At 67.3% G+C, this 19,681-nt stretch carries 15 protein-coding genes and 1 tRNA gene; 3 read left to right on the plus strand and 13 right to left on the minus strand.

Going from position 1 to position 19,681, the window contains the following annotated elements:
• Positions 1-72: 72 nt before the first annotated feature.
• A complete protein-coding gene (locus ACFVUS_RS18320; protein ID WP_364641733.1) occupies positions 73-498 on the plus strand; it encodes an HIT family protein in 426 nt (141 codons plus the stop codon).
• Here the strand turns inward: ACFVUS_RS18320 and ACFVUS_RS18325 are convergent.
• From ACFVUS_RS18325 to ACFVUS_RS18345, 5 genes are all read right to left on the minus strand, one after another.
• Positions 474-1,937, minus strand: a complete 1,464-nt coding sequence (locus ACFVUS_RS18325) for a sensor histidine kinase (RefSeq protein ID WP_387767253.1) — start codon at positions 1,935-1,937, stop codon at positions 474-476. The two genes, ACFVUS_RS18320 and ACFVUS_RS18325, sit on opposite strands and share 25 nt — an antisense overlap.
• A complete protein-coding gene (locus tag ACFVUS_RS18330) occupies positions 1,934-2,668 on the minus strand; it encodes a response regulator transcription factor (RefSeq protein ID WP_364641739.1) in 735 nt (244 codons plus the stop codon). Before ACFVUS_RS18330 ends, ACFVUS_RS18325 begins: the two co-directional genes overlap by 4 nt.
• Positions 2,669-2,786: 118 nt before the next feature.
• Positions 2,787-2,858 (minus strand) — tRNA-Thr (locus tag ACFVUS_RS18335).
• Between the two features lie 165 nt (positions 2,859-3,023).
• Positions 3,024-3,266: an MbtH family protein gene (locus ACFVUS_RS18340; RefSeq protein ID WP_019931522.1), complete on the minus strand. Its 243-nt coding sequence runs from the start codon at positions 3,264-3,266 to the stop codon at positions 3,024-3,026.
• A 139-nt stretch (positions 3,267-3,405) separates the two neighbouring features.
• Entirely contained in the window at positions 3,406-4,209 is an 804-nt protein-coding gene (locus ACFVUS_RS18345) for an alpha/beta hydrolase (protein WP_364641742.1), read from the minus strand.
• Between the two features lie 205 nt (positions 4,210-4,414).
• Between ACFVUS_RS18345 and ACFVUS_RS18350 the strand changes: the two genes are divergently transcribed.
• Positions 4,415-4,585 (plus strand): hypothetical protein, encoded by a 171-nt coding sequence (locus ACFVUS_RS18350; RefSeq protein ID WP_364641745.1) that lies wholly within the window; start codon positions 4,415-4,417, stop codon positions 4,583-4,585.
• A gap of 3 nt (positions 4,586-4,588) precedes the next feature.
• The gene (locus tag ACFVUS_RS18355) at positions 4,589-6,073 is read left to right on the plus strand and encodes a trehalose-6-phosphate synthase (RefSeq protein ID WP_387767257.1); all 1,485 of its coding nucleotides are present in this window, start codon (positions 4,589-4,591) and stop codon (positions 6,071-6,073) included.
• Positions 6,074-6,146: 73 nt separating this feature from the next.
• On the opposite strand, the gene ACFVUS_RS18360 is transcribed toward ACFVUS_RS18355, so the two are convergent.
• The 8 genes from ACFVUS_RS18360 to ACFVUS_RS18395 all read right to left on the minus strand — a co-directional run bounded on the left by ACFVUS_RS18360 (position 6,147) and on the right by ACFVUS_RS18395 (position 19,634).
• Positions 6,147-7,376 (minus strand): oxygenase MpaB family protein, encoded by a 1,230-nt coding sequence (locus tag ACFVUS_RS18360; RefSeq protein ID WP_387767260.1) that lies wholly within the window; start codon positions 7,374-7,376, stop codon positions 6,147-6,149.
• Positions 7,373-7,909, minus strand: coding sequence for a nitroreductase/quinone reductase family protein (locus ACFVUS_RS18365; protein ID WP_387767263.1), 537 nt, complete (start codon positions 7,907-7,909; stop codon positions 7,373-7,375). The genes ACFVUS_RS18360 and ACFVUS_RS18365 overlap by 4 nt, the downstream gene beginning before the upstream one ends.
• Positions 7,906-8,532 (minus strand): ester cyclase, encoded by a 627-nt coding sequence (locus tag ACFVUS_RS18370; protein ID WP_387767266.1) that lies wholly within the window; start codon positions 8,530-8,532, stop codon positions 7,906-7,908. The genes ACFVUS_RS18365 and ACFVUS_RS18370 overlap by 4 nt, the downstream gene beginning before the upstream one ends.
• Positions 8,533-8,550: 18 nt before the next feature.
• Entirely contained in the window at positions 8,551-9,696 is a 1,146-nt protein-coding gene (locus ACFVUS_RS18375; RefSeq protein WP_387767269.1) for a thiolase family protein, read from the minus strand.
• A gap of 2 nt (positions 9,697-9,698) precedes the next feature.
• Entirely contained in the window at positions 9,699-10,847 is a 1,149-nt protein-coding gene (locus ACFVUS_RS18380; RefSeq protein WP_387767272.1) for a Rieske 2Fe-2S domain-containing protein, read from the minus strand.
• Complete coding sequence (locus ACFVUS_RS18385; protein ID WP_387767275.1) at positions 10,844-17,359, minus strand: SDR family NAD(P)-dependent oxidoreductase; 6,516 nt, start codon at positions 17,357-17,359, stop codon at positions 10,844-10,846. The genes ACFVUS_RS18380 and ACFVUS_RS18385 overlap by 4 nt, the downstream gene beginning before the upstream one ends.
• Before the next feature lie 90 nt (positions 17,360-17,449).
• Positions 17,450-18,400: an SDR family NAD(P)-dependent oxidoreductase gene (locus tag ACFVUS_RS18390; RefSeq protein WP_387767278.1), complete on the minus strand. Its 951-nt coding sequence runs from the start codon at positions 18,398-18,400 to the stop codon at positions 17,450-17,452.
• Positions 18,357-19,634, minus strand: a complete 1,278-nt coding sequence (locus ACFVUS_RS18395) for an NAD(P)/FAD-dependent oxidoreductase (protein WP_387767281.1) — start codon at positions 19,632-19,634, stop codon at positions 18,357-18,359. The genes ACFVUS_RS18390 and ACFVUS_RS18395 overlap by 44 nt, the downstream gene beginning before the upstream one ends.
• Positions 19,635-19,681 lie beyond the last annotated feature (47 nt).

The raw sequence follows: 19,681 nt of genomic DNA on the forward strand, positions 1-19,681 counted from the left end.
CCGCGTGAGCCCGGGTGCCGGGCAGCCGGAGCGCGCGGGCGCTGGTCACCGGGCGCGCGTAATCTGCCGGGCATGGCTTCTGTTTTCTCATTGATCATCGAAGGTCAGCTGCCGGGCCGATTCGTCTGGGAGGACGATGAATTCGTCGCCTTCCTCACGATCGCGCCGGTGACGCAGGGGCACACGCTGGTGGTGCCGCGCAAGGAGATCGACCAGTGGCAGGACCTGGATCCGGAGACCATGTCGCGGATGACGGGCGTCGCGCAGAAGATCGGCCGGGCGGTGCGGGCGGCGTGGGATGCCCCGCGCGCGGGTCTGCTGATCGCCGGGCTGGAGGTGCCGCATCTGCACCTGCACGTGTTCCCGGCGTTCGAGCTGGGTGATTTCGATATCACCGCCGCGGATCCGGAGCCGAGCAAGGAATCGCTGGACGAGGCGCAGGCCAAGATCAAGCAGGCGCTGCGCGATCTGGGCTACAGCGCCAATGTCCCGGACTGACCGGTTCGCGGCAGTCGCACGCTGAAGGTCGTCCCTTCACCCTGCGCACTGGTCACCGACACCTCGCCACCGTGCGCGGTGACCAGTGCCTGCACGATCGAGAGCCCCAATCCGGTGCCGCCGCTGACCCGACTGCGTGAGCTGTCGGTGCGATAGAAGCGTTCGAACACCCGCTCGGCCTGTTCCGGCGCGAGCCCCGGCCCGGTATCTGCCACCTCCAGCAGCACATCGTCCTCGCCCGGCGTGAGCCGTACGGTCACCGCCGCCTCGGGCGGGGTGTGCACGAGCGCGTTGTTCACCAGGTTGCCCAGGATCTGCCGCAACCGGGTCTCATCCCCCTCGATCTCCAATGTGCCTGAGCCGGAACGGATTTCCAGATCGACGGACCGCACCGGCCCGTCCCCCTGCTGCACCGCCGCCAGCGCGCGGGCATTGTGCACCGCATCGCTGGCGAGCGTCAGCAGATCCACCGGCCGTCGTTCCACCGGCCGCTGCGCGTCCAGCCGGGCCAGCATGAGCAGGTCCTCGACCAGCAGTCCCATCCGCTTGGATTCGCGTTCGATGCGATCCATCAGCATTTCGGGTTCGGTGATCGCGCCCTGCCGGTACAGCTCGGAGAAGCCCTTGATGGTGGTCAGCGGCGTGCGCAATTCATGGCTGGCATCGGCGACGAACTGCCGCATCTTGGCCTCGGAGCGCAATGCGGCTTCCTCGGACGCCTCGGTGGCGGCGAACGCCTGCTGAATCTGGGTGAGCATGGTGTTCAGCGACTGCGACAGCCGATCCACCTCGGTATCGTTGCCGCGCACCGGAACTCGCTGATGCAGATCCCCGCCCGCGATGGCGGCGGCGGTCCGTTCGACCTCCTCGAGCGGTCGCAGACTGCGCCGCACCACCAGGCGCGCGCAGAACGCCAGCGCCGCCAGCACGAGCGCGCCGATCACGGCCTGCAACAGGATCAGCCGGTCCAGAATGGTGCGGGTCTGATCCATCCGCAGTCCGACCGTGCTGGTGCCGTTCTGGTTGACGATGCGCAGCACCCGCCATTTCTCCGACGAGTCGCCGACCGATCCCACGGTGACCGCATGCCTGCCCAGGCCGTCGGGGATCGCGGGCTGCCCGGTGCCGACATCGAGGTGCAGGGTGAGCTTGCCGGTCGAATCCTGTACGCGCACATAGAGCAGATCGGCCGGGCGTTCGCGGCCCGCGGGCGGCGCGGGCAGTGTCTCGGGCCGATTCGCACCGGGCGCGGCCCAACTGTGCGCGGCCTCGCTCAGCTGCCGGTCGATGCGATCGATGAGCACATTGCGCATGAGCGTGGTCACCGCGATCCCGGAGACCAGCAGGCCGATTCCGGCGAGCGACACCAGCGCCAGGGCGAGGGTGGTCCGCAGCGGTATCGCGGCGAGCCGATCCGACAACCGGGCGCGTGGGCTCACTTCGCGGCCGACCGGCGATGCGGCTCCCGCATGACGTAGCCGACCCCGCGCAGGGTGTGGATGAGCCGATCCGGCCCGGTGTCGACCTTCTTGCGCAGGTACGACACATAGGTCTCCACCACGCCCACCTCACCGCCGAAGTCGTAGCGCCACACGTGATCCAGGATCCGCGGCTTGCTCAGCACGGTCCCGGCATTGACCATGAAATACCGCAGCAGGGTGAATTCGGTGGGCGACAACGGCACCGGATCCCCCGCCTTCCACACCTCGTGGGTGTCATCGTCGAGTTCGATATCGGCGAATCGCAGCCGCGAGGATTTGGTCTCCGGCGCGGCCCGCCCGGCCCGCCGCAGAATCACCCGCAGTCGCGCCACCACTTCCTCGAGGCTGAACGGCTTGGTCACGTAATCGTCTGCGCCCAAGGTCAATCCGGTGATCTTGTCCTCGACCTCGTCCCGCGCGGTCAGGAACAGCACGGGCGCGTCGATCCCGTCCGCCCGCAGCCGCCGCAGCAACCCGAAGCCATCCATTCCGGGCATCATCACATCGACGATGAGCGCGTCCGGCCGGAACACCCGAGCCCGATCCAGCCCCTCGGTGCCACTCCCGGCGCTCGCCACCTCGAACCCCTGATACCGCAGACTCACCGAGAGCAGCTCGACGATCATCGGCTCATCATCGACAACCAGCACTCTGGCTTCGGCTTCGCGGTTCCCGGGCACACCTGTCATGACCTCATACTGCTGCCCGGGCCCGGGAGTTCGCTGTACCAACCCTGGGAGTTTCCTGGGAGCGATATGAACAAAAAAGCCGCCTCCCCACGACCGAAGTCGCGGGGAGGCGGAACAGAGCCCCCTGTCAGGATTGAACTGACGACCTTTCGCTTACAAGGCGAGTGCTCTACCACTGAGCTAAGGAGGCGGAAGGCGGTGCCCATCATAACCAGGTGGGCCGGCTGCGCGGAAAAAGCCGGTCACCCGGTTGAGCGATACCTCATGGAGCTGCACCGAATACGACCGTGGCGCTTGTGGCGCCACAGGCCGCATTCAGGACGTTCCTGTGCAGTACCGGGTCAACCGCTCGATGTCAGGACTGCGCCGCCTGACGTGCCGCATCATCGGCGGCCATGGCATCGCGCAGGCTCTTGGGACGCATATCCGTCCAGTTCTTCTCGACGTATTCGACGCACGCGGCGCGCGAATCCTCACCGAACACGACCCGCCACCCCGCCGGAACCTCGGCGAAGGCCGGCCACAGGGAGTGCTGTTCCTCATCGTTGACCAGGACGAAGAACCGGCCGTCTTCGTCGTCGAAAGGATTGGTGCTCATTTCACCTCACTGGATACTGGCGCTTGTACAGGAACGCTGACGGATCATCTTGGCACTGGGTTGGCACCACAGCGCAAGGACGAGCCCCCGACGTTGATTCGACCCTAGCAAGGGTCGCGTTACGGCTGGGCGGTTACCTTCAGCCCGCGAAGAATTCCAGCAGGATCTTGTTCACGGCCTCGGGTCGTTCCAGGTAGCCGAAGTGCCCGGCGTCCGGGATCTCCTGATAGCGGGCGCCCGGAATGGCCTCCGCGACCTCGCGGGACAGGTACGGCGGGATCATCCGATCGTCCGCGAAGCCGACCGACAGACAGGGCACGGTAATACCCCGGTAGGCGGCGGTGCGGTCGAAATCATGGTCCATGCGGCGCTGGGCGCGCACACCGGGGGTGGCCGGTCCGCCGGTGAATTCGAACAGGTCGAGCCAGTCCCGGGCGGCGTGGGTGTCGGCGAGGGTGGCCGGGGACAGATTCATCAGGGCGGTGATGGCGGCCTCGTACTTGGCGGGCAGCCGCACCCCGGAGGCGTCGAGTTCGTGTTCGCCCAGCGAGAGGGTCTTCTGCAGCTGGTCCAGGCGGGCGTGCCCGGCCATGAATACGGCCTTGCGCACCAGGTCGGGGCGGGCCAGGGCGAGTTCCTGGGCGACGCGCGCGCCCATGGAGGTGCCGACCACCAATGCCGGTCCCTCACCGAGGAATTCGATGAGCCCGGCGGTGTCGCGCACCAGTTCGTCGATGGTCATGCCCTGCGCGGCCTCGTAGGACGGCGCGATGCCGCGATTGTCGAAGGTGCACACCCGGTAGCCGGCCGCGACCAGCGCGGGCACCTGGTGCAGTTCCCACACGCGACCGCCGCTGCCCGTCCCCATGATCATGACGACCAGCGGTCCGGACCCCTTGACCTGGTAGTTCAGCGAGATTCCGTGCACCGTGGCCAACGGCATTACTACGACCCCTTCATCAAAATTGCGCAACAGTTCCTGTCACCACCGTAAGGCAGGCGTATCCGCCCGTACGGTCCGCAGGTGAATCGTCCGTAATGCGTATTGCGTTTCGGGCTCGCTGTACACGCACGACAGGGATCGTTCGAACGCTCCGGATAGGATGGGGGCCTCGCAAGCTGAGCAGACTCCCCGAGAGGACATGATTATGGCCGCGAAGAGCAGCGCAAACGACATCGCGGACGACGATCTGGAACCACTCGCCGACGAGACAGCCCGTCAGGCACAGCGTGTCGTGGCCGCGTACGCCACCGATGCCGACGAATGCCGCATGTTGCTCTCGATGCTGGGCATCGGTCCCCTTACGCGGAGCGAATGAGAAGTGAACCCGGATAGCGCCGGTTCAGGTTTCGTCGTCGTCGCCAATCGGCTACCGGTCGACCTCGAGAAACTGCCGGACGGCACCACCCGCTGGAAGCGCAGCCCCGGCGGTCTGGTGACCGCGCTGGAGCCGGTGCTGCGAAACAACAAGGGCGCCTGGGTCGGCTGGGCCGGCGTCCCCGATGTGGAACTCGATCCGATCGTCGAGGACGGTCTGGAACTGCATCCGGTACCGCTGTCCTCCGACGAGGTCGCCGATTACTACGAGGGTTTCTCCAATGCCACGCTGTGGCCGCTGTACCACGATGTGATCGTGCGCCCGGTCTACGACCGGAATTGGTGGCAGGCGTATGTGCAGGTGAATCGGCGTTTCGCCGAGTACACCGCGAAGGTGGCCGCCGAGGGCGCGACGGTCTGGGTGCAGGATTACCAGTTGCAGCTGGTGCCCAAGATGCTGCGCATGCTGCGCCCGGATCTGACCATCGGCTTCTTCCTGCACATTCCGTTCCCGCCGGTCGAGCTGTTCATGCAAATGCCTTGGCGCACAGAGATCGTCGAGGGTCTGCTGGGCGCGGATCTGATCGGCTTCCATCTGCCGGGCGGTGCGCAGAACTTCCTGTACCTGGCCAGAAGGCTTGCCGGACAACCGACTTCGCGCGGCAACGTGGGCGTGCGCTCGAAACTCGGTGTGGTGCAGGTGGGTTTCCGCACCGTGCGGGTGGGCGCGTTCCCGATCTCCATCACCTCCACCGAGTTGGACGAGTATTCGCGCCGCCGCAATGTGCGCGAACGCGCCTCGAAAATCCGTGCGGAACTAGGTAATCCGAAAACCATCCTGCTGGGTGTGGACCGCCTGGACTACACCAAGGGCATCGATATCCGGCTCGCGGCGCTGGAGGAGCTGCTGCACGAGGGCCGCATCGATCCCGCCGACACGGTAATGGTGCAGCTGGCCACACCGAGCCGCGAACGGGTGGATTCCTACATCCAGATGCGCGGCGATATCGAACGCCAGGTGGGCCGCATCAACGGCGAATACGCCCGGGTGGGCTACCCGGTGGTGCACTACCTGCACCGCCCCATCCCGCGCGAGGAACTCGTCTCCTTCTTCGTGGCCGCCGATGTCATGGTGGTCACCCCGCTCCGCGACGGCATGAACCTGGTCGCCAAGGAGTACGTGGCCTGCCAGGGCGGCCTCAACGGCGCCCTGGTGCTGAGCGAATTCACCGGCGCCGCAGCCGAATTACGCCAGGCCTACCTCTGCAACCCGCACGACCTGGAAAGCGTCAAGGAAGCCCTCCTCGCAGCCATCGAGGACGACCGCGACACCCGCCGCCGCCGCATGCGCTCCCTGCGCCGCCAGGTCCTCACCCACGACGTGGACCGCTGGGCCCGAGCGTTCCTGGACGCCCTGGCCCAGGACCGGGTAGCGGGCAGCGCCCTGCTCACCGACGACGACGTGGACCCGGGCGTACGCCGGGGCTGACTCCCCGAAATACCCTGCGGCCCAGCTCTTCTCCCGAAGAGCTGGGCCGCAGTCGTTTCCGGTGCCTCGCCTTTCACGGGCTTCCGGGTGCGTCCGAGAGCCCGGGGCTGTCCCGCCCCCAGTACTCCCGCATGACGCCACGCAATTCGTATTCACCGATCCGGGTCAGCACGGCGTCCCCACCCGGCAGCACGCGAAAGAACGCGCAGACCAGAGCATTCCGCGGTCCCCGCAGTGCCGGATACCACGGGATGGCCGAACGGAGCCCCAGTTCCCGCATTCCGGTCCGGCCCAGATAGAACGCGGCCAGGCTGCGGAACCGCTGATACTCGTATGTTCGCCGCAGCGCCGGACGCGATTCGAAATTCAGCAGCTTCCGGGATTCGACCAGCGAATCGGCCAGCAGTGCGGAGTTGGCGTCCCCCGCCGGAGTTGCCAGTGTGAGGTGGAAGAGCAGGGTGCGCGCGTGCTGTTCATCGAGGCCGAGCAGCTCCTCGTCGACGCCGGTCAGCCAGCCGACGTACCGCCACAGATGCATGACCGCGTAGCCGTCGGCGGTATCGATCCGCTTGCCGAGCAGTCGCAGCATGAGCAGAAACGAGGTGCAGAACAGATGGTAGGTGCCCGCCAGATCGGCCTGATTTATCGGTTTGCCCCAGGCGCTTTCATCCCAGTCGTCCCGGGTCTCGTAGTGCCGGTTCACCATCGCGTGCATGAGCCGCACGTGCGCGGTCAGTTGCCAGCCGGGCCGATCTCTGCCCATGCCGCCGGGCTGGATGCACTCCCACCACCAGGTGGCTGTCTCGCCGATGCGCCGCGCGGTTCCGGAGCCGCGCAGGCCGCCGGTGCGCACCAGGATATCGGTGGTGGCCGAGGCCCGATAGCCGCTCAGCAGCCCGATCGTGATGACGTCGATTCCGTTTCTGCCGCACTGCCTTACGACGGTCGCACCGCGTTCGAGCAGTTTGTCGTCAACCCAGTCCGGCCGGCGTTCGAGCGCGGTGAGGAAGCGGCGCAACGGTTCCGGTGCGGACTCCGGAATCGGTCCCGAATCCGCCAGGGCCGCACGGAATTGCCCCATGCTCACCGCACGGGACTTGATGGCGTCCGCGAGGGCGTCGCCGAGCGGGTCCGCGCGCATCAGGGCGTCCGCGACCAGGTCCCAGTCCGCGGGTCCGGGCTCGCTATGTCCCCTGATGAACCGCTGCAGTGGTGCGGCCATGGCCCTGGACCAGGCCGGGTCGCGGTAGAACCGGGCCGGAAAGTCCCGGGCGGCGATCGATTCGGTCGAAGGTGCGGTCATTGCGCGCTCCCGAGTTGTTCGAGTTCGAAGACGCGCAGGGTGCGCCCGCTGCGCGCGGTGTGGACGTCGTACGGGGGCCAGATCGCGGTGAGCACCGGCCAGACGCGGTCTCGCTCATCCCCTTCGAGCAGCCGGGCGCGGACCGCGACGCGACGACCGCGCAGCGTGATCGAGGCCATCGGATCGGCAAGCAGGTTGGCCGTCCACTCCGGGTGATTGTCCTGTCCCCCATTGGATCCGGTGACGTAGATGCGGCCGTCGTGCTCGATGTACAGCAGCGGTACCGAACGCGACCGGCCGGTGCGCCGCCCAGTGACGGTGAGCAGCAGTCCGGTGAACAGCGTCATCGTGCTGTACCGGCCCCGGGTGAGCCGGTACACGCCGCGATCCATGCGCGGTTGCAGCTGCCGGAAGAAGATCGCGGACCAGCGGCGACTGGCGATGGCGACCAGGGCCTTGCGGCCCGCAGTGCGAATCGGCCGCCGAGTGCTGTAGAACTCCGCCGCCGGGTCCGGATCCCGGTGTGGCGTCACCGCTTCCGCCTTGCCGTGAACAGCGGCGCGACCAGTCGTTGCGCCCGCAGCGCGTAGCGGACCTGGCGGCTGTGCGGGTCCGGTATCAAACCCAGTTGCCGGGCGAGATCGAGCTGGTCGGCGACGCTGGTCCACTGGCTGAGCAGTCCGTCGCGGTAGGTGTAGAGGTCGATGCCGTGGATGTCGAAGGCTCGGCCGGTCGCGGCGATCGTCAGCTCGGGGCTCGCCCGCAGTTCCCCGGTGAAGGTGCCGGTCAGCCGCCAGGGCACGGCCAGTCCGGTTCCGGTCAGCGGAACGTAGGGCGTGGCGGGGATTTCCATCGCCATATCGGGGAACGCGTGCCACATCATGTCGAGGAAGTCGCGGAAGGCCGCACGGCCGACGATCGCGTCGCCGAACATGGACGGGTCCAGATATTCGAAATCCGGTGTCACCAGCGCCAGTGCGGCGTCGGCGTCGTAGGTGTTCCAGGCGCGCAACCATGCTCGCGACCAGTCCCGCAGCATGTCCGAGGACGCGCTGAGCCGGGTGCTGACGTTCGCGATCAGCTCCGGTATGGCCTCGACCAGCTCGTCGGCGGTCAGCGCGGCGGCGAGCGGCGCGGATTCGGTGTCCCGTGTCATCAGATTCTCCCAAAGGTCCTATGCCGCATGCACTTCCAGAGCCAGGGCGGTGGCGATGCCGCCCGCCCCGAGAATCACCCCGACGCCGGTGCCGCCGCCGTCCCGGCGCAGTGAATGCACCAGCGTGGTGGCAACGCGCGCGCCGGAGGCCGCGAAGGGATGGCCGAGCGCGAGCCCGCCGCCGAGCACGTTCAACCGCTCGCGATCCAGATCCAGCGCACGTTCGAAGGCCAGACCGAGCACCGCGAAGGAATCGTGGATCTCGAACCGGGTGACGGCATCGGTGCGCAGCCCCGCGACCTGCATACTCCGCCGGGCCGCGGTGAGCGCGGCGTTCATCGCCTCGTTCGGTTCCGCGCCCACATTCGCCCAGCCGCGAATGGTGGCCAGCGGCCGTAATCCGTATTCGGCGGCGTAGGCGCGCGAGCACACGGCGAGTGCCGCGGCACCATCGGTCAGGCCGGTCTGATTGCCGACGGTGACCGTGTGGCCCGGGCCCAGCACGGGCTCCAACTCCGCCAGCGTCTCCGGTGTCAGATCCCGGCGCGGCAATTCGTCGGGGGTGTCGGAGATGACGCGGCCGTCGGTCTCGACCGGTACGTGTTCACCGGCGAACAGGCCGGTATCGATGGCCCTGACCGCGGTGCTGTGCGCGCGGTACGCCCATTCGTCGATATTGTCCCTGGTCACGCCGAGTTTGCGGGCGGTCATCTCGCCCAGATTGAAGGTGAGGTCGGAGGCGGGTTCCCCGGTGGAGCCGGGATGGCTGGGCGAGAACGCCTTCGGCGCGGTGTTCGGATCCGCCGAGATGGATACCGAGGTGACCCCACCGGCGATGACACAGCGCTTCATACCGGATCGCACCGCGGCCACCGCGTGGTGAATGGCCACCATGCCGGAGGAGCAGAACGCGCCGATGGCGATACCCGGTGTGTCGACGGGCAATCCGAGATCCAGGGCGGAATACCGCGCGATGCAACCGCCCCCTTGATAGACCTCCCCCATGGCGATCTCGTCGATGGTTTCCGGGAGCAGTCCCGGCCCCTCGATGGCCCCGCGCATGACGGCCTTGGCCAGGTCGAATTCCGAACTCTGGGACAGCGCGCCGGAGAAGGCGCGGGTGAATGGTGTACGGACGGCGGAGACGATAACGGCGTCGTGCATGGCTACCTCGTGGATTCGCTTGTGGCGTAGTCGATTTCGTCGTTCGAGCGGGCGATGTTCGTCGCCACCTCGTGCTCCCAGCGCGCCGTGGCCCAACTGGTGTCGACCTCGAACTCGAAGCGGGTTGTCATATCGGGCCGGATATCGGCGACGTCGACGAAGAATTGCTCGTACCAGCGCCGCAGCTGATAGACCGGGCCGTCGGTATCACAGAGCAGCGGATTGTCGATGCGGGTCTTATTGCTCCAGACCTCGACGTCCTGCAGGAAGCCGCGCGTGGTGGCGTCCTGCAGTCGGTGCGCGATCAATCCCGCCACCCGTTCGTCGAATCCGGGTGGCCGGCGCACCGAGGTACCCCATTGCAGCAGAAAGGAATTCTCGTCTATCGGGTAGTGCGTGAATATCCCGATGGATTCGAGTTTCAGTCCGCTGTAGTCGTAGTGCTGCAGGTTCACCATGTAGGCGGGTCCGTGGTACCGCGCCTCGGAGTCGATGGACATATCGCCGTCGTGTTCACTGCCCGGGCCGTGATCCTTGCGCCCACGCATGCGCAGATATTGCGTGGCGCGATCGTCGGCGAACACGGTGCGGAAGTAGTCCGGGATGCTGTAGTGCAGATAGAAGAAATGCGCGAAATCCACCAGGTTGTCGAGCATTTCGCGGGGCTGCGCACCATCGATGCGGATCTCGTCCCAGGTCCATTCGGTCCACTCGCCCTCGGACAGCTCCGCGATATCGGGTATCGCGGCGGATGCGGGCGGTGCCATGCCCTCGTGGTCGTGCCAGACCAGCAGCAGTTCGCCCTTGATGATCGCGGGCCAGGATCGCGTCTTGGCAAGCGGCGGTACATGTTTCGCATAGGGGATGGCGGCGCAGCGCCCGTCACCGCTCCACCGCCAGTCGTGGAACGGGCACGCGATCGCATCCCCTTTTATCGCGCCGCGCGAGAGGTCCGCGCCCATATGACGGCAGTAGCCGTCGAGCACGTGCAATTTCCCGGCGCTGTCACCGAAGACCACCAAACGCGTACCGAAGGCGTCGATCGCGTGCGGCTTTCCGTCGCGGAATTCCGCGGCGCGCCCAAGACAGTGCCACCCGCGCGCGAACCTCCGCTGCGGTGTTCCCACATCGATCTGCCGAATATCGGTCATTCTCGATTCCTCCCCAGTTCGAGCTCGCGATCGATCGCTTCGTACAGCTCGTCATTCGACAGCTCGGTGAGATCGGCTCCCGCCGACTCGTTTTCGTCTCCCTGTAGTTCGCGCAGTACGTCGCCGAGTTCGGCTCCGAACCGGGTGCGGCGGTCATCGGTGAGACGATCGGATCCGGTCAGTTCCCGCACCCGCTCGATGAGCGCGCGCAGTTCGTCATCGATCGCATCGCGTAGCTCACCGGCCAATTCCTCGACAATGGCGGCGGCCAGGGCGCGGGGTGTCGGATTGTCGAAGACCACGGTGGTGGGCAGTCGCAGTCCGGTGAGCGTGTTGACCCGGTTGCGCAGTTCGACGGCCGTGAGCGAATCGAAGCCGAGCCCGCGGAACGCGGTGTCCGGATCGACCTCGTTACCGGATTCCAGACCGAGGGTCGCCGCGATTTCCCGGCGCACCGCGGTCAGCGCGGTCTGCGCCCGCTGTTTGGGCGCGGTGGCGGCGAGCGCGCTGCGGAATTCGTCATTGCGCTGTGGCGCTCGGCCGTTCGCGCCCGCGGCCGTGGTCGCGGGCGCGCCGTCCCTGCGGAAGAGCGGTGAGCGCAATCTGGCTCGATCGAATCGCGATGCCACCGGGGTGGGATCGGATCCCGCGAGCGCAAGGTCGAACAGATCGAGTGCGTCCGCGGCCGACATACCGAGGATGCCGAGCCGCTTCAGCCGCGCGGCGTCGTCGGTGACCACATCCGCGGTCATGGTGCTGGCCTCGCTCCAGAGACCCCAAGCGATCGAGGTCACCGGCAGTCCACGGGTGCGCCGCAGCCGGGCCAACCCGTCCAGGTAGCCGTTGGCGGCGGCGTAGTTCGCCTGACCCGCATTACCGAGTACGCCCGCGACCGAGGAGAACAGCACGAAGTAGTCCAGGTCGAGGTGTTCGGTCAGCCGATGCAGCTGCCACGCACCGATGGCCTTGGGCGCGAACACCGTTCGAACATCCTCCGAGGTGAGCGAGGCGGCGATGCCGTCGCGCAGCACACCGGCGGCGTGCACGACACCGGTGAGCGGATGTTCGGCCGGGATGGTGGCGAGCAGGGCCGATAGGGCATCCTGATCGGCGATATCGCAGGCGGCGATCCGCACCGAGGCGCCGAGGTCGCTCAGCTCTCGCACGAGTTCGGTTGCGCCGGGGGCGTTCACACCGCTTCGGGAGACCAGCAGCAGGTGTTCGACGCCTCGTTCCCGGACCAGATGCCGGGCGGTGTGCGCGCCCGCCATACCGAGACCGCCGGTGATCAACACGGTGCCCCGGCCGGTGACCGGGCGCGGGAGCGAGACGACGTTCTTGCCGACGTGCAGCCCGTCTCCGATGATCTTGAAGGCGTCGGGCAGTTCGCGAATATCCCACGAACGCACCGGAATCAACGGCCACCGACCGGAAACGACGAGCTCGACGATGTGTCCGAGCCGCTCCCGCACCTGTTGCGGCGTCAGGCCGAACAGATCGAATATCTGGTACCTGACACCGTCGTACTCGCGGGCCACGCTCTCCGGATCGCGGATATCGGCGCGGCCGATCTCGATGAACCGTCCACCCGGCGCCATCAGTCGCAACGTCGCGTCCACCAGCGGGCCCGCGAAGGCATCGATGGCGACGTCGAAACCGCTGTCGCCCAGCACCTCCCGGAACGCCTCCGCGAAACCGGCGTCGCGGGAGGAGCAGAGATGATCGGCCGGAATGCCGAGCTCGGTGAGTACTTCGAACTTCTGTGGACTCGCGGTGGCGAACACCTCGGCCCCGAGCATCCGCGCCAAACCCACGGCGGCCATGCCCACGCCGCTGGCGGCGGAGTGGATGAGGATTCGCTCCCCAGGTTGCAGCCCCGCCATATTCACGACCGCGTGATACGCGGAGCCGTAGGTGATCGGCACCGACGCCGCCTCGGCGTACGACCAGTGCGCGGGCACGGTGGCGAGTTCACTGCGATGCGCAAGCGCGAGATCCGCGAGCGAATCGGCCACCCGGCCGAAAACCCGGTCACCGGGCTGGAATTCGGTGACCTGCGAGCCGACGGCGAGCACATCGCCGGCGCATTCGTTGCCGATGCGGCGGCCCGGCCCCTCGTAGACGTTCAGCGCGATGAGCACATCCCGGAAGTTGAGTCCGGTCGCGCGCACGCCGATCAGCACTTCGTCCGGGGCGAGTTCGGTATCCGCACCGAGTCCGGATTCCTCGATGAGGAGGTTCTCCACCACACCGTCGCTGCCCGGGGCGATCCGCCAGCCGTTCGTCGCGGGCAGGGTCAGCTGCCGGTCGCGTGCCGTGGCCGCCCTGGCCAGACGCGGTACCAGCACAGCGCCGCGCCGAACCGCCGCCTCCGGGATATCACCGGCGATCGCCAGCGCGACGGCTTTTTCCAGAGCCGCGTCGTCGTCGAGGTCGACAACCGTTATGCGGTCCGGGTTTTCGAGTTGCACCGAGCGGATCAGGGCAGAGCGCGCGACCGCGAGCGGATGTACCGTATCGGCGGGCACGGCGCGAACCGCGGCGCGGGTGAGCACCAGCATCCGAGCCCGCGGCAGGGCGTTCGAGGCGATCCAGGTGTTGAGGACGGACAGCACATCGCCGATGGCGTCGCTGTCCGGCGCGGAGTCGGCCGGGGTCGGCAGCGCCAGTATCAGCAGCCGTACCGGGCGCGCCGAATCGGTGGCCAAGGCCGGCTCGATATCCCGGAAGTCGTCCAGGGATGCGATCACATCCACTGTCGCGGAATCGATTTCGACGCCTCGCGCGCCGAGCAGTACTGCGGCTACCGGCTGCTCCGCCGGGGCGAGCACTGGCGGCTGCGGCATGCGCGCCCACACCGGGGTGAAGAGGCAGTCGTCCACCGCCGTCGGCGCTTCGGCCGTTTCGGTGAGTTCCCGGACCGTCAGACCTTCGATGGATCCGATGCGCGCACCGTGCCCGTCCCGAACCACGATGCGTGCCTGTAGTTCGGCGGTGAAGGTCACGTGGACTCGCAGGCGTCCCGATCGCACCTCGCCGAAGGTGACACCCTGCCAGGAGAACGGCAGCACCAGTTTGCCGGTGGTGGTCTCCCGCGCGGCGAAGCCGTGCAGTCCGGCATCGAGCAGCGCCGGATGAATCACGAAGGAGTGCACCGAATCCGCCAGGGCGGCAGGGCATTCGATCTCGGCGGCGAATCCGTCCGGGGTGGTCCACAGGCGCTGTACACCGCGGAACGCGGGGCCATAGTGGTAGCCGCGCGCGGCCAGCTCGTCGTACAACTCGGCACTGTCGACCGTTTGCGCGTCGGTTGGCGGCCAGGCGATCTGGTCCGCCGCCGTATCCGGCGCTCGTCGCGGTCCGCCGCCGAGATAACCCGAGGCGTGTGCCACCCAGCGATCCGGCTCCTCGGTGTCGACGCCGCGCGAGTGGATGGAGATCTTCCGGCGGGCCTCGTCCGGGCCGCCGACCACGATCTGCACCTGCGCCGCGACGGCGTCGGCGAGCACGAGCGGTGCGACCACGGTGAGCTCGTCCACGTCCAGGCCGCCGAGGTGTCCCCCGACGAATGCCGCGAGTTCGAGAAATACCGTGCCCGGTAGCAGAATTCGGTCCTGAACGGCGTGATCGGCGAGCCAGGGGTGCGTTCGCGTCGACACCGAGCCGAAGTACACCCGCTCATCGGATCCGGCGATGCGAGCGGCCCCCGTCAGCATCGGATGGTCGATCGGCTCGACTCCCGGCGCCGCACCGGCGATTCGCGGCGGATCCACCCAGAACCGTTTGCGCTCGAACGCGTATGTCGGCAGTGACACGGTGCCGCCGGGCAACTCGGCGAAGAATCGGGCCCAATCCACGCGGACACCGGCACAGTACAGCTGACCGGCGGACTGCAGGAATCGCGCCGTTCCCCCGTCACCGCGCCGAATGGTGCCGCCGGTGCACACCTCCGTTCCGGCGTCCTCCGCGATGGATTCGACCGCGAGCAACAGCACCGGATGCGGACTCACCTCCACGAAGGTGTCGTAGCCCGCCGTCAGGGCCGCACGCACCGCTCCCTCGAATTCGACCGGGCGACGCAGGTTCTCGAACCAGTAATCGCCGCCGATCTCGCTGACGTCGGCGCGGCGGCCGAGCAGTGCGGAGAAGAATTCGGTCTCCAACTCCCCCGCGGTGATCCGGGTCAGCTCGGTGAGCCGCGGCCGCAGCTCCTCCATCTGCGCGGAGTGCGAGGCGTAGTCGACATCGATGCGCCGGGCGTCGATGCCGTCCGCGGTACAGCGCGCCACGATCCGCTCGACATCCGCGATCGCACCGGCGATCACGGTGGCGCGGGGGCCGTTGCGCGCGGCAACGGTGACGGTGTCCGGATAGTCCGCGATGAGGGCGCGAGCTCGCTCCGCTCCGACGGCGAGCGCGGCCATGGTGCCGGTGCCCGCCACCGCCGCCAGGGCGCGACTGCGCACCGCGACCACCTCGGCGGCCGCCTCGAGCGAGAGCGCTCCGGCCACGCACAGCGCCGCGATCTCCCCCTGGGAGTGGCCGATGACCGCCGCCGGTTCCACCCCCAGCGACTGCCACAGCGCGGCCAGCGAGACCATGATCGAGAACAGCGCGGGCTGCACGACATCGACGCGATCCAGGCCCGGCGCGCCCTCCTCACCGCGGATCGCGGCCAGTAACTCCCAGTCGGTGAATGGCGCGAGCGCCTTGGCGCACTCGGCCATGCGATCGGCGAATACCGGCGCGGTATCCAGTAATTCGCGGCCCATGTCGACCCATTGCGAACCCTGGCCCGGGAAGACGAACACCACGCGGCGCTCAGCGGCCCGATTCGAGCTCACCGCCGGATGCGGGAGCCCGTCCGCGATGGCATCCAGGCAGGCGAGCACCGCATCGCTGCCATCGGCGATGAACGCGGCGCGATGATCGAAACTCGTGCGGGTGGTGGCCAGGGAGCGAGCGAGGTCGCCCGGTGCCAATTCGGGCCGTTCCGAGAGGAATTGGCGCAGCTGCCGAGCCTGACCGGCGACGCCGGTCGCGGTCTTGGCCGACAGCACCCAGGGCAGCACCCCGGGTGCGGTGTCGCCGGACCGCTCATCGGCGGGTACGGGTCGCGGTGCGGCTTCGAGAATCACGTGCGCATTGGTTCCGCTCACGCCGAACGACGACACGGCCGCCCGTCGCGGGGCGTCCGCATTACCGATCCACGACAGATTCTCCTGAAGGACTTGAACATTCGCTGCGGACCAGTCCACGAGATCTGTCAGTGGGTCGGCGTGCAGGGTGCGCGGCAATAGTCCGTGCCGCATGGCGTAGACCATTTTGATCACACCGGCCATCCCGGCAGCGCCCTGTGAATGCCCGATATTCGACTTGATCGAACCCAGCAGCAACGGCCGATCGGCGGTATGTGCCCGGCCGTAAGTATTGACCAGCGCCCCGGCCTCGATCGGATCGCCGAGCGCGGTTCCGGTGCCGTGCGCCTCGACGACATCTACGTCGGCGGCGGTGAGCCGCGCGTCGAGGAGCGCGCGCTGGATCAGCTTCTGCTGCGCCTGGCCGCTGGGCGCGGTCAGGCCATTGGAGGCACCGTCCTGATTTATCGCCGAGCCCCTGATCACCGCGAGAATGTTGTGCCCCAGCCGCTCGGCATCGGAAAGCCGTTCCAGCACAATCACTCCGACGCCCTCGCCGACTCCCATACCGTCGGCCGACGCGGCGAACGCCTTGCTCCGGCCGTCCGGAGCCAGGCCGCTCATGCGCGAGAACTCGAGGACGAAGGCCAGGGTGGACATCACCGTCGCACCGCCGGCGAGCACCAGCGAACTCTGTCCGGTGCGCAGCGCCTGCACCCCGAGATGCAATGCCACCAGCGAGGACGAGCACGCGGTGTCGATGGTGACGGCCGGGCCCTCGAGACCGAGGGTGTAGGAGATGCGGCCGGAGAGCACACCGCGCGAATTGCCCAGCATGACCTGGCCCTCGTATTCGCCCATGCTGCCGCTGGGTGCGCGCAGGCGGTCGCCGTACTCGTCGACGATCGCACCCATGAAGACGGCGGTATCGCTGCCCACCAGCGAGGCGGGATCGATCTTCGCGGATTCGATGGCTTCCCAGGAGGTTTCGAGAAGCAGCCGATGCTGCGGGTCGGTGACCCGGGCTTCCCTGGGCGACATGCCGAAGAAGGCGGCGTCGAAGTCCGCCGCGTTCCGGATGAACGATCCGTACCGGGAATAGGTCTTACCTCGCAGGGAGGCGTCGTCATCGAACAGGTTGTCCAGCTCCCAGCCACGATCGGTGGGGTATGGACCGAGCACCTCGCGCCCGGATACCGCTGTGTCCCAGAGCTTTTCCGGGGTGTCGATTCCTTCCGGGAAGCGGCATGCCATCCCGACGATGGCGATGGGTTCCGAACGGGACTCCTCCAGTTCGTGCAATCGCGTTCTGGTGGTGCGCAATTCGGCGGTCACCCGCTCCAGGTAGGCGCGCAGCTTGGCATCGGCAGACATATGAAGTAACTCCGTTTCGCTTTTTGGGCGTGGGTCATCGCGCGAAGGGATCGGATGCGATCCGTTCGCGGTACGGTGGTTTTTCAGCCCCTACGCTGGTTCAGCCGCGTGGGCGAAGTCGACCAGCTCCACTGATCGCCGCCATAGTTGTTGTGCCAGTTCATCGTTCCGGGCGGTGGCGGCGGTCCGGGAAACCACCGGATGGCCGCGCACCCCCAATGGCCCGCCGGGTACGACGAACGCCCCGCCGGGCAGGTCGAGCGCCGTCGCACCGAACAGCGCGGGCAGTGCACCCATCTCCGGAGACTGCCCGACGACCCGAGTGATCAGATCCCAGGCGAGATCGCCGGACCGGGTTCCGGTATGCATGCCGACCGTTGTCGTACAGATCCCGGGATGCACGGCGATCACCCGCACGGGCGAGCTCGCCGCCGCCAGCCGCCGCCGCAATTCATGCGCGAACAGCAGATTCGCCAGCTTGGACTGACAGTAGGCCCCGAACGGCGAATACCGCCGGGCGCTGAAACCCGGATCATCGACATCGAGTCCGCCCAGGTGCAGCAGTCCGGTGAACCGATAGGTCATGCTGGATACCACGACCACTCGATCGGCGATCCGGTCGAGCAACCCGGTGATCAGCGCGAAATGCCCGAGATGGTTGGTCGCGAAATGCGATTCGATACCGGTCGCGGTGAGCCGCTTGGGCACGGTCGATATCCCGGCATTGGCGATGACCGTATCGACCGGTCCGCAATCGTCGACGAATGCGCGCACCGATGCCAGATCGGCCAGATCCAGCCGCCGCACCCGGGCCAGCGCACCCAGCGTCCGGGCCAGCGCATCGGCCTTGCCGGTATCGCGACAGGCGATGATCACCTGTGCCCCATGCGATATCAGCGCGGTCGTGGTGGCCGCCCCGATGCCACCGTTGCCGCCGGTGACGACGAAGGTGCGGCCCGACAGGTCTGGAATGTCGGCGGCGCTCCAGCCGCCCGGATCAGCCGTGCGCGTGCAGTGCCCGCGCCCCGATGTGGTGATCATGTCGTCCCCCGAGATGACGTAGTCGAATCATGGCGACCCGGAACAGCATCGCCGGCGTGAGCAGAGCCAGTGGTGAGCGATTGCGGGTGCCGACCGCGAAGAAGCGCTCGGCGACCTCCTGATCGGCGGTCGCCGCGGCGTAGAAGAGTGCGAGCAGCCAGAAGAATTCGCGCCGGCGACTGAAGTCGATGGCGGCGTGCTGATGAAAAAGCAACCGCACCTTGTGTTTTCGCTGATATCCCCGCAGTGCGGCGTCCAGCGCCCGATCGTCCCCGCGGCGCAGCGGTGCGGTGATGGCATCGCACAACCACTCCGCGGATTGGAATGCCCACCCGCAGCCCGTCCCCACCAGCGGATCGGTGACCATGGCGGCATCCCCGATGAGAACCACACCGGGAGCGGCGATTCGAGCGCGCGTGATGCTCGGATAGTCGCGGGCGCCGATCACCTCGCTGATCCGGGTCGCCGCGGAGAAATCCGGTGCGTCCGGAACACCCTCGAACATGCGAAGCAGCGCCCCGGCCCGATCCTGGTCGAACAGCTCCAGCCGGTCCTTGTCGAACAAGCCGCCGACCCCGACCACACCGCCGTCATTGAGCGTGACGGACAGGACATCCGGCTCGAGCAACCAGGTGCGCAGTTCGCGGCCCGGCGGGATCGGCACACCGATGAAGTACGCCCAATAGATGAAGCGGCGATTCGGTGAGAGTGTGGCGTCCAGGCCGCCGAGTTCCGCGACGCGGGATGCGCGGCCGTCCGCACCGATCACAACTCTGCACGAATAGTGTTGTGACACACCATTATCGGAGAATCTCACGCCGTTGACCCGACCATCATCCGAGCAGGTGAGCTCAACCGCCTTCGCGCCGAGTAGCAAATCCACGCCCGGCGTCTCGGCCGCGCGTTCGCGGACTATCGGGTCGAGGGTCTCCCGGCGAATGTTGTAGCCGTGCGGCGGCCGGTCCGCACCGCCCGGATCGGCCAGCCAGCCGAATCGGGTCCAATGATTGTCGATGACGGGCACCGCGCCCGCCTCGATCAGCCGATCCCGCAGCCCGAGTCGCGTCAGCGCGGGTACGGCACTGGATCGAATAGAGTGCGTGCACAGGCGTTTATACTCCCTTGCACCACGGTGCTTTTCCAAAATTGCGACACGAAATCCGCTGCGCCCCAATTGAATTGCGGCCGCACATCCAGCAGGTCCCGCCCCTACGATCACTACGTCGTAGTCCATGTGGCTCCCCTCCACGATGGATTTACTGTAACAAGTTCTCGTTCAGA

Origin of the sequence: Nocardia sp. NPDC058058, assembly GCF_042885355.1 — a bacterium.
Taxonomy (GTDB): domain Bacteria; phylum Actinomycetota; class Actinomycetes; order Mycobacteriales; family Mycobacteriaceae; genus Nocardia.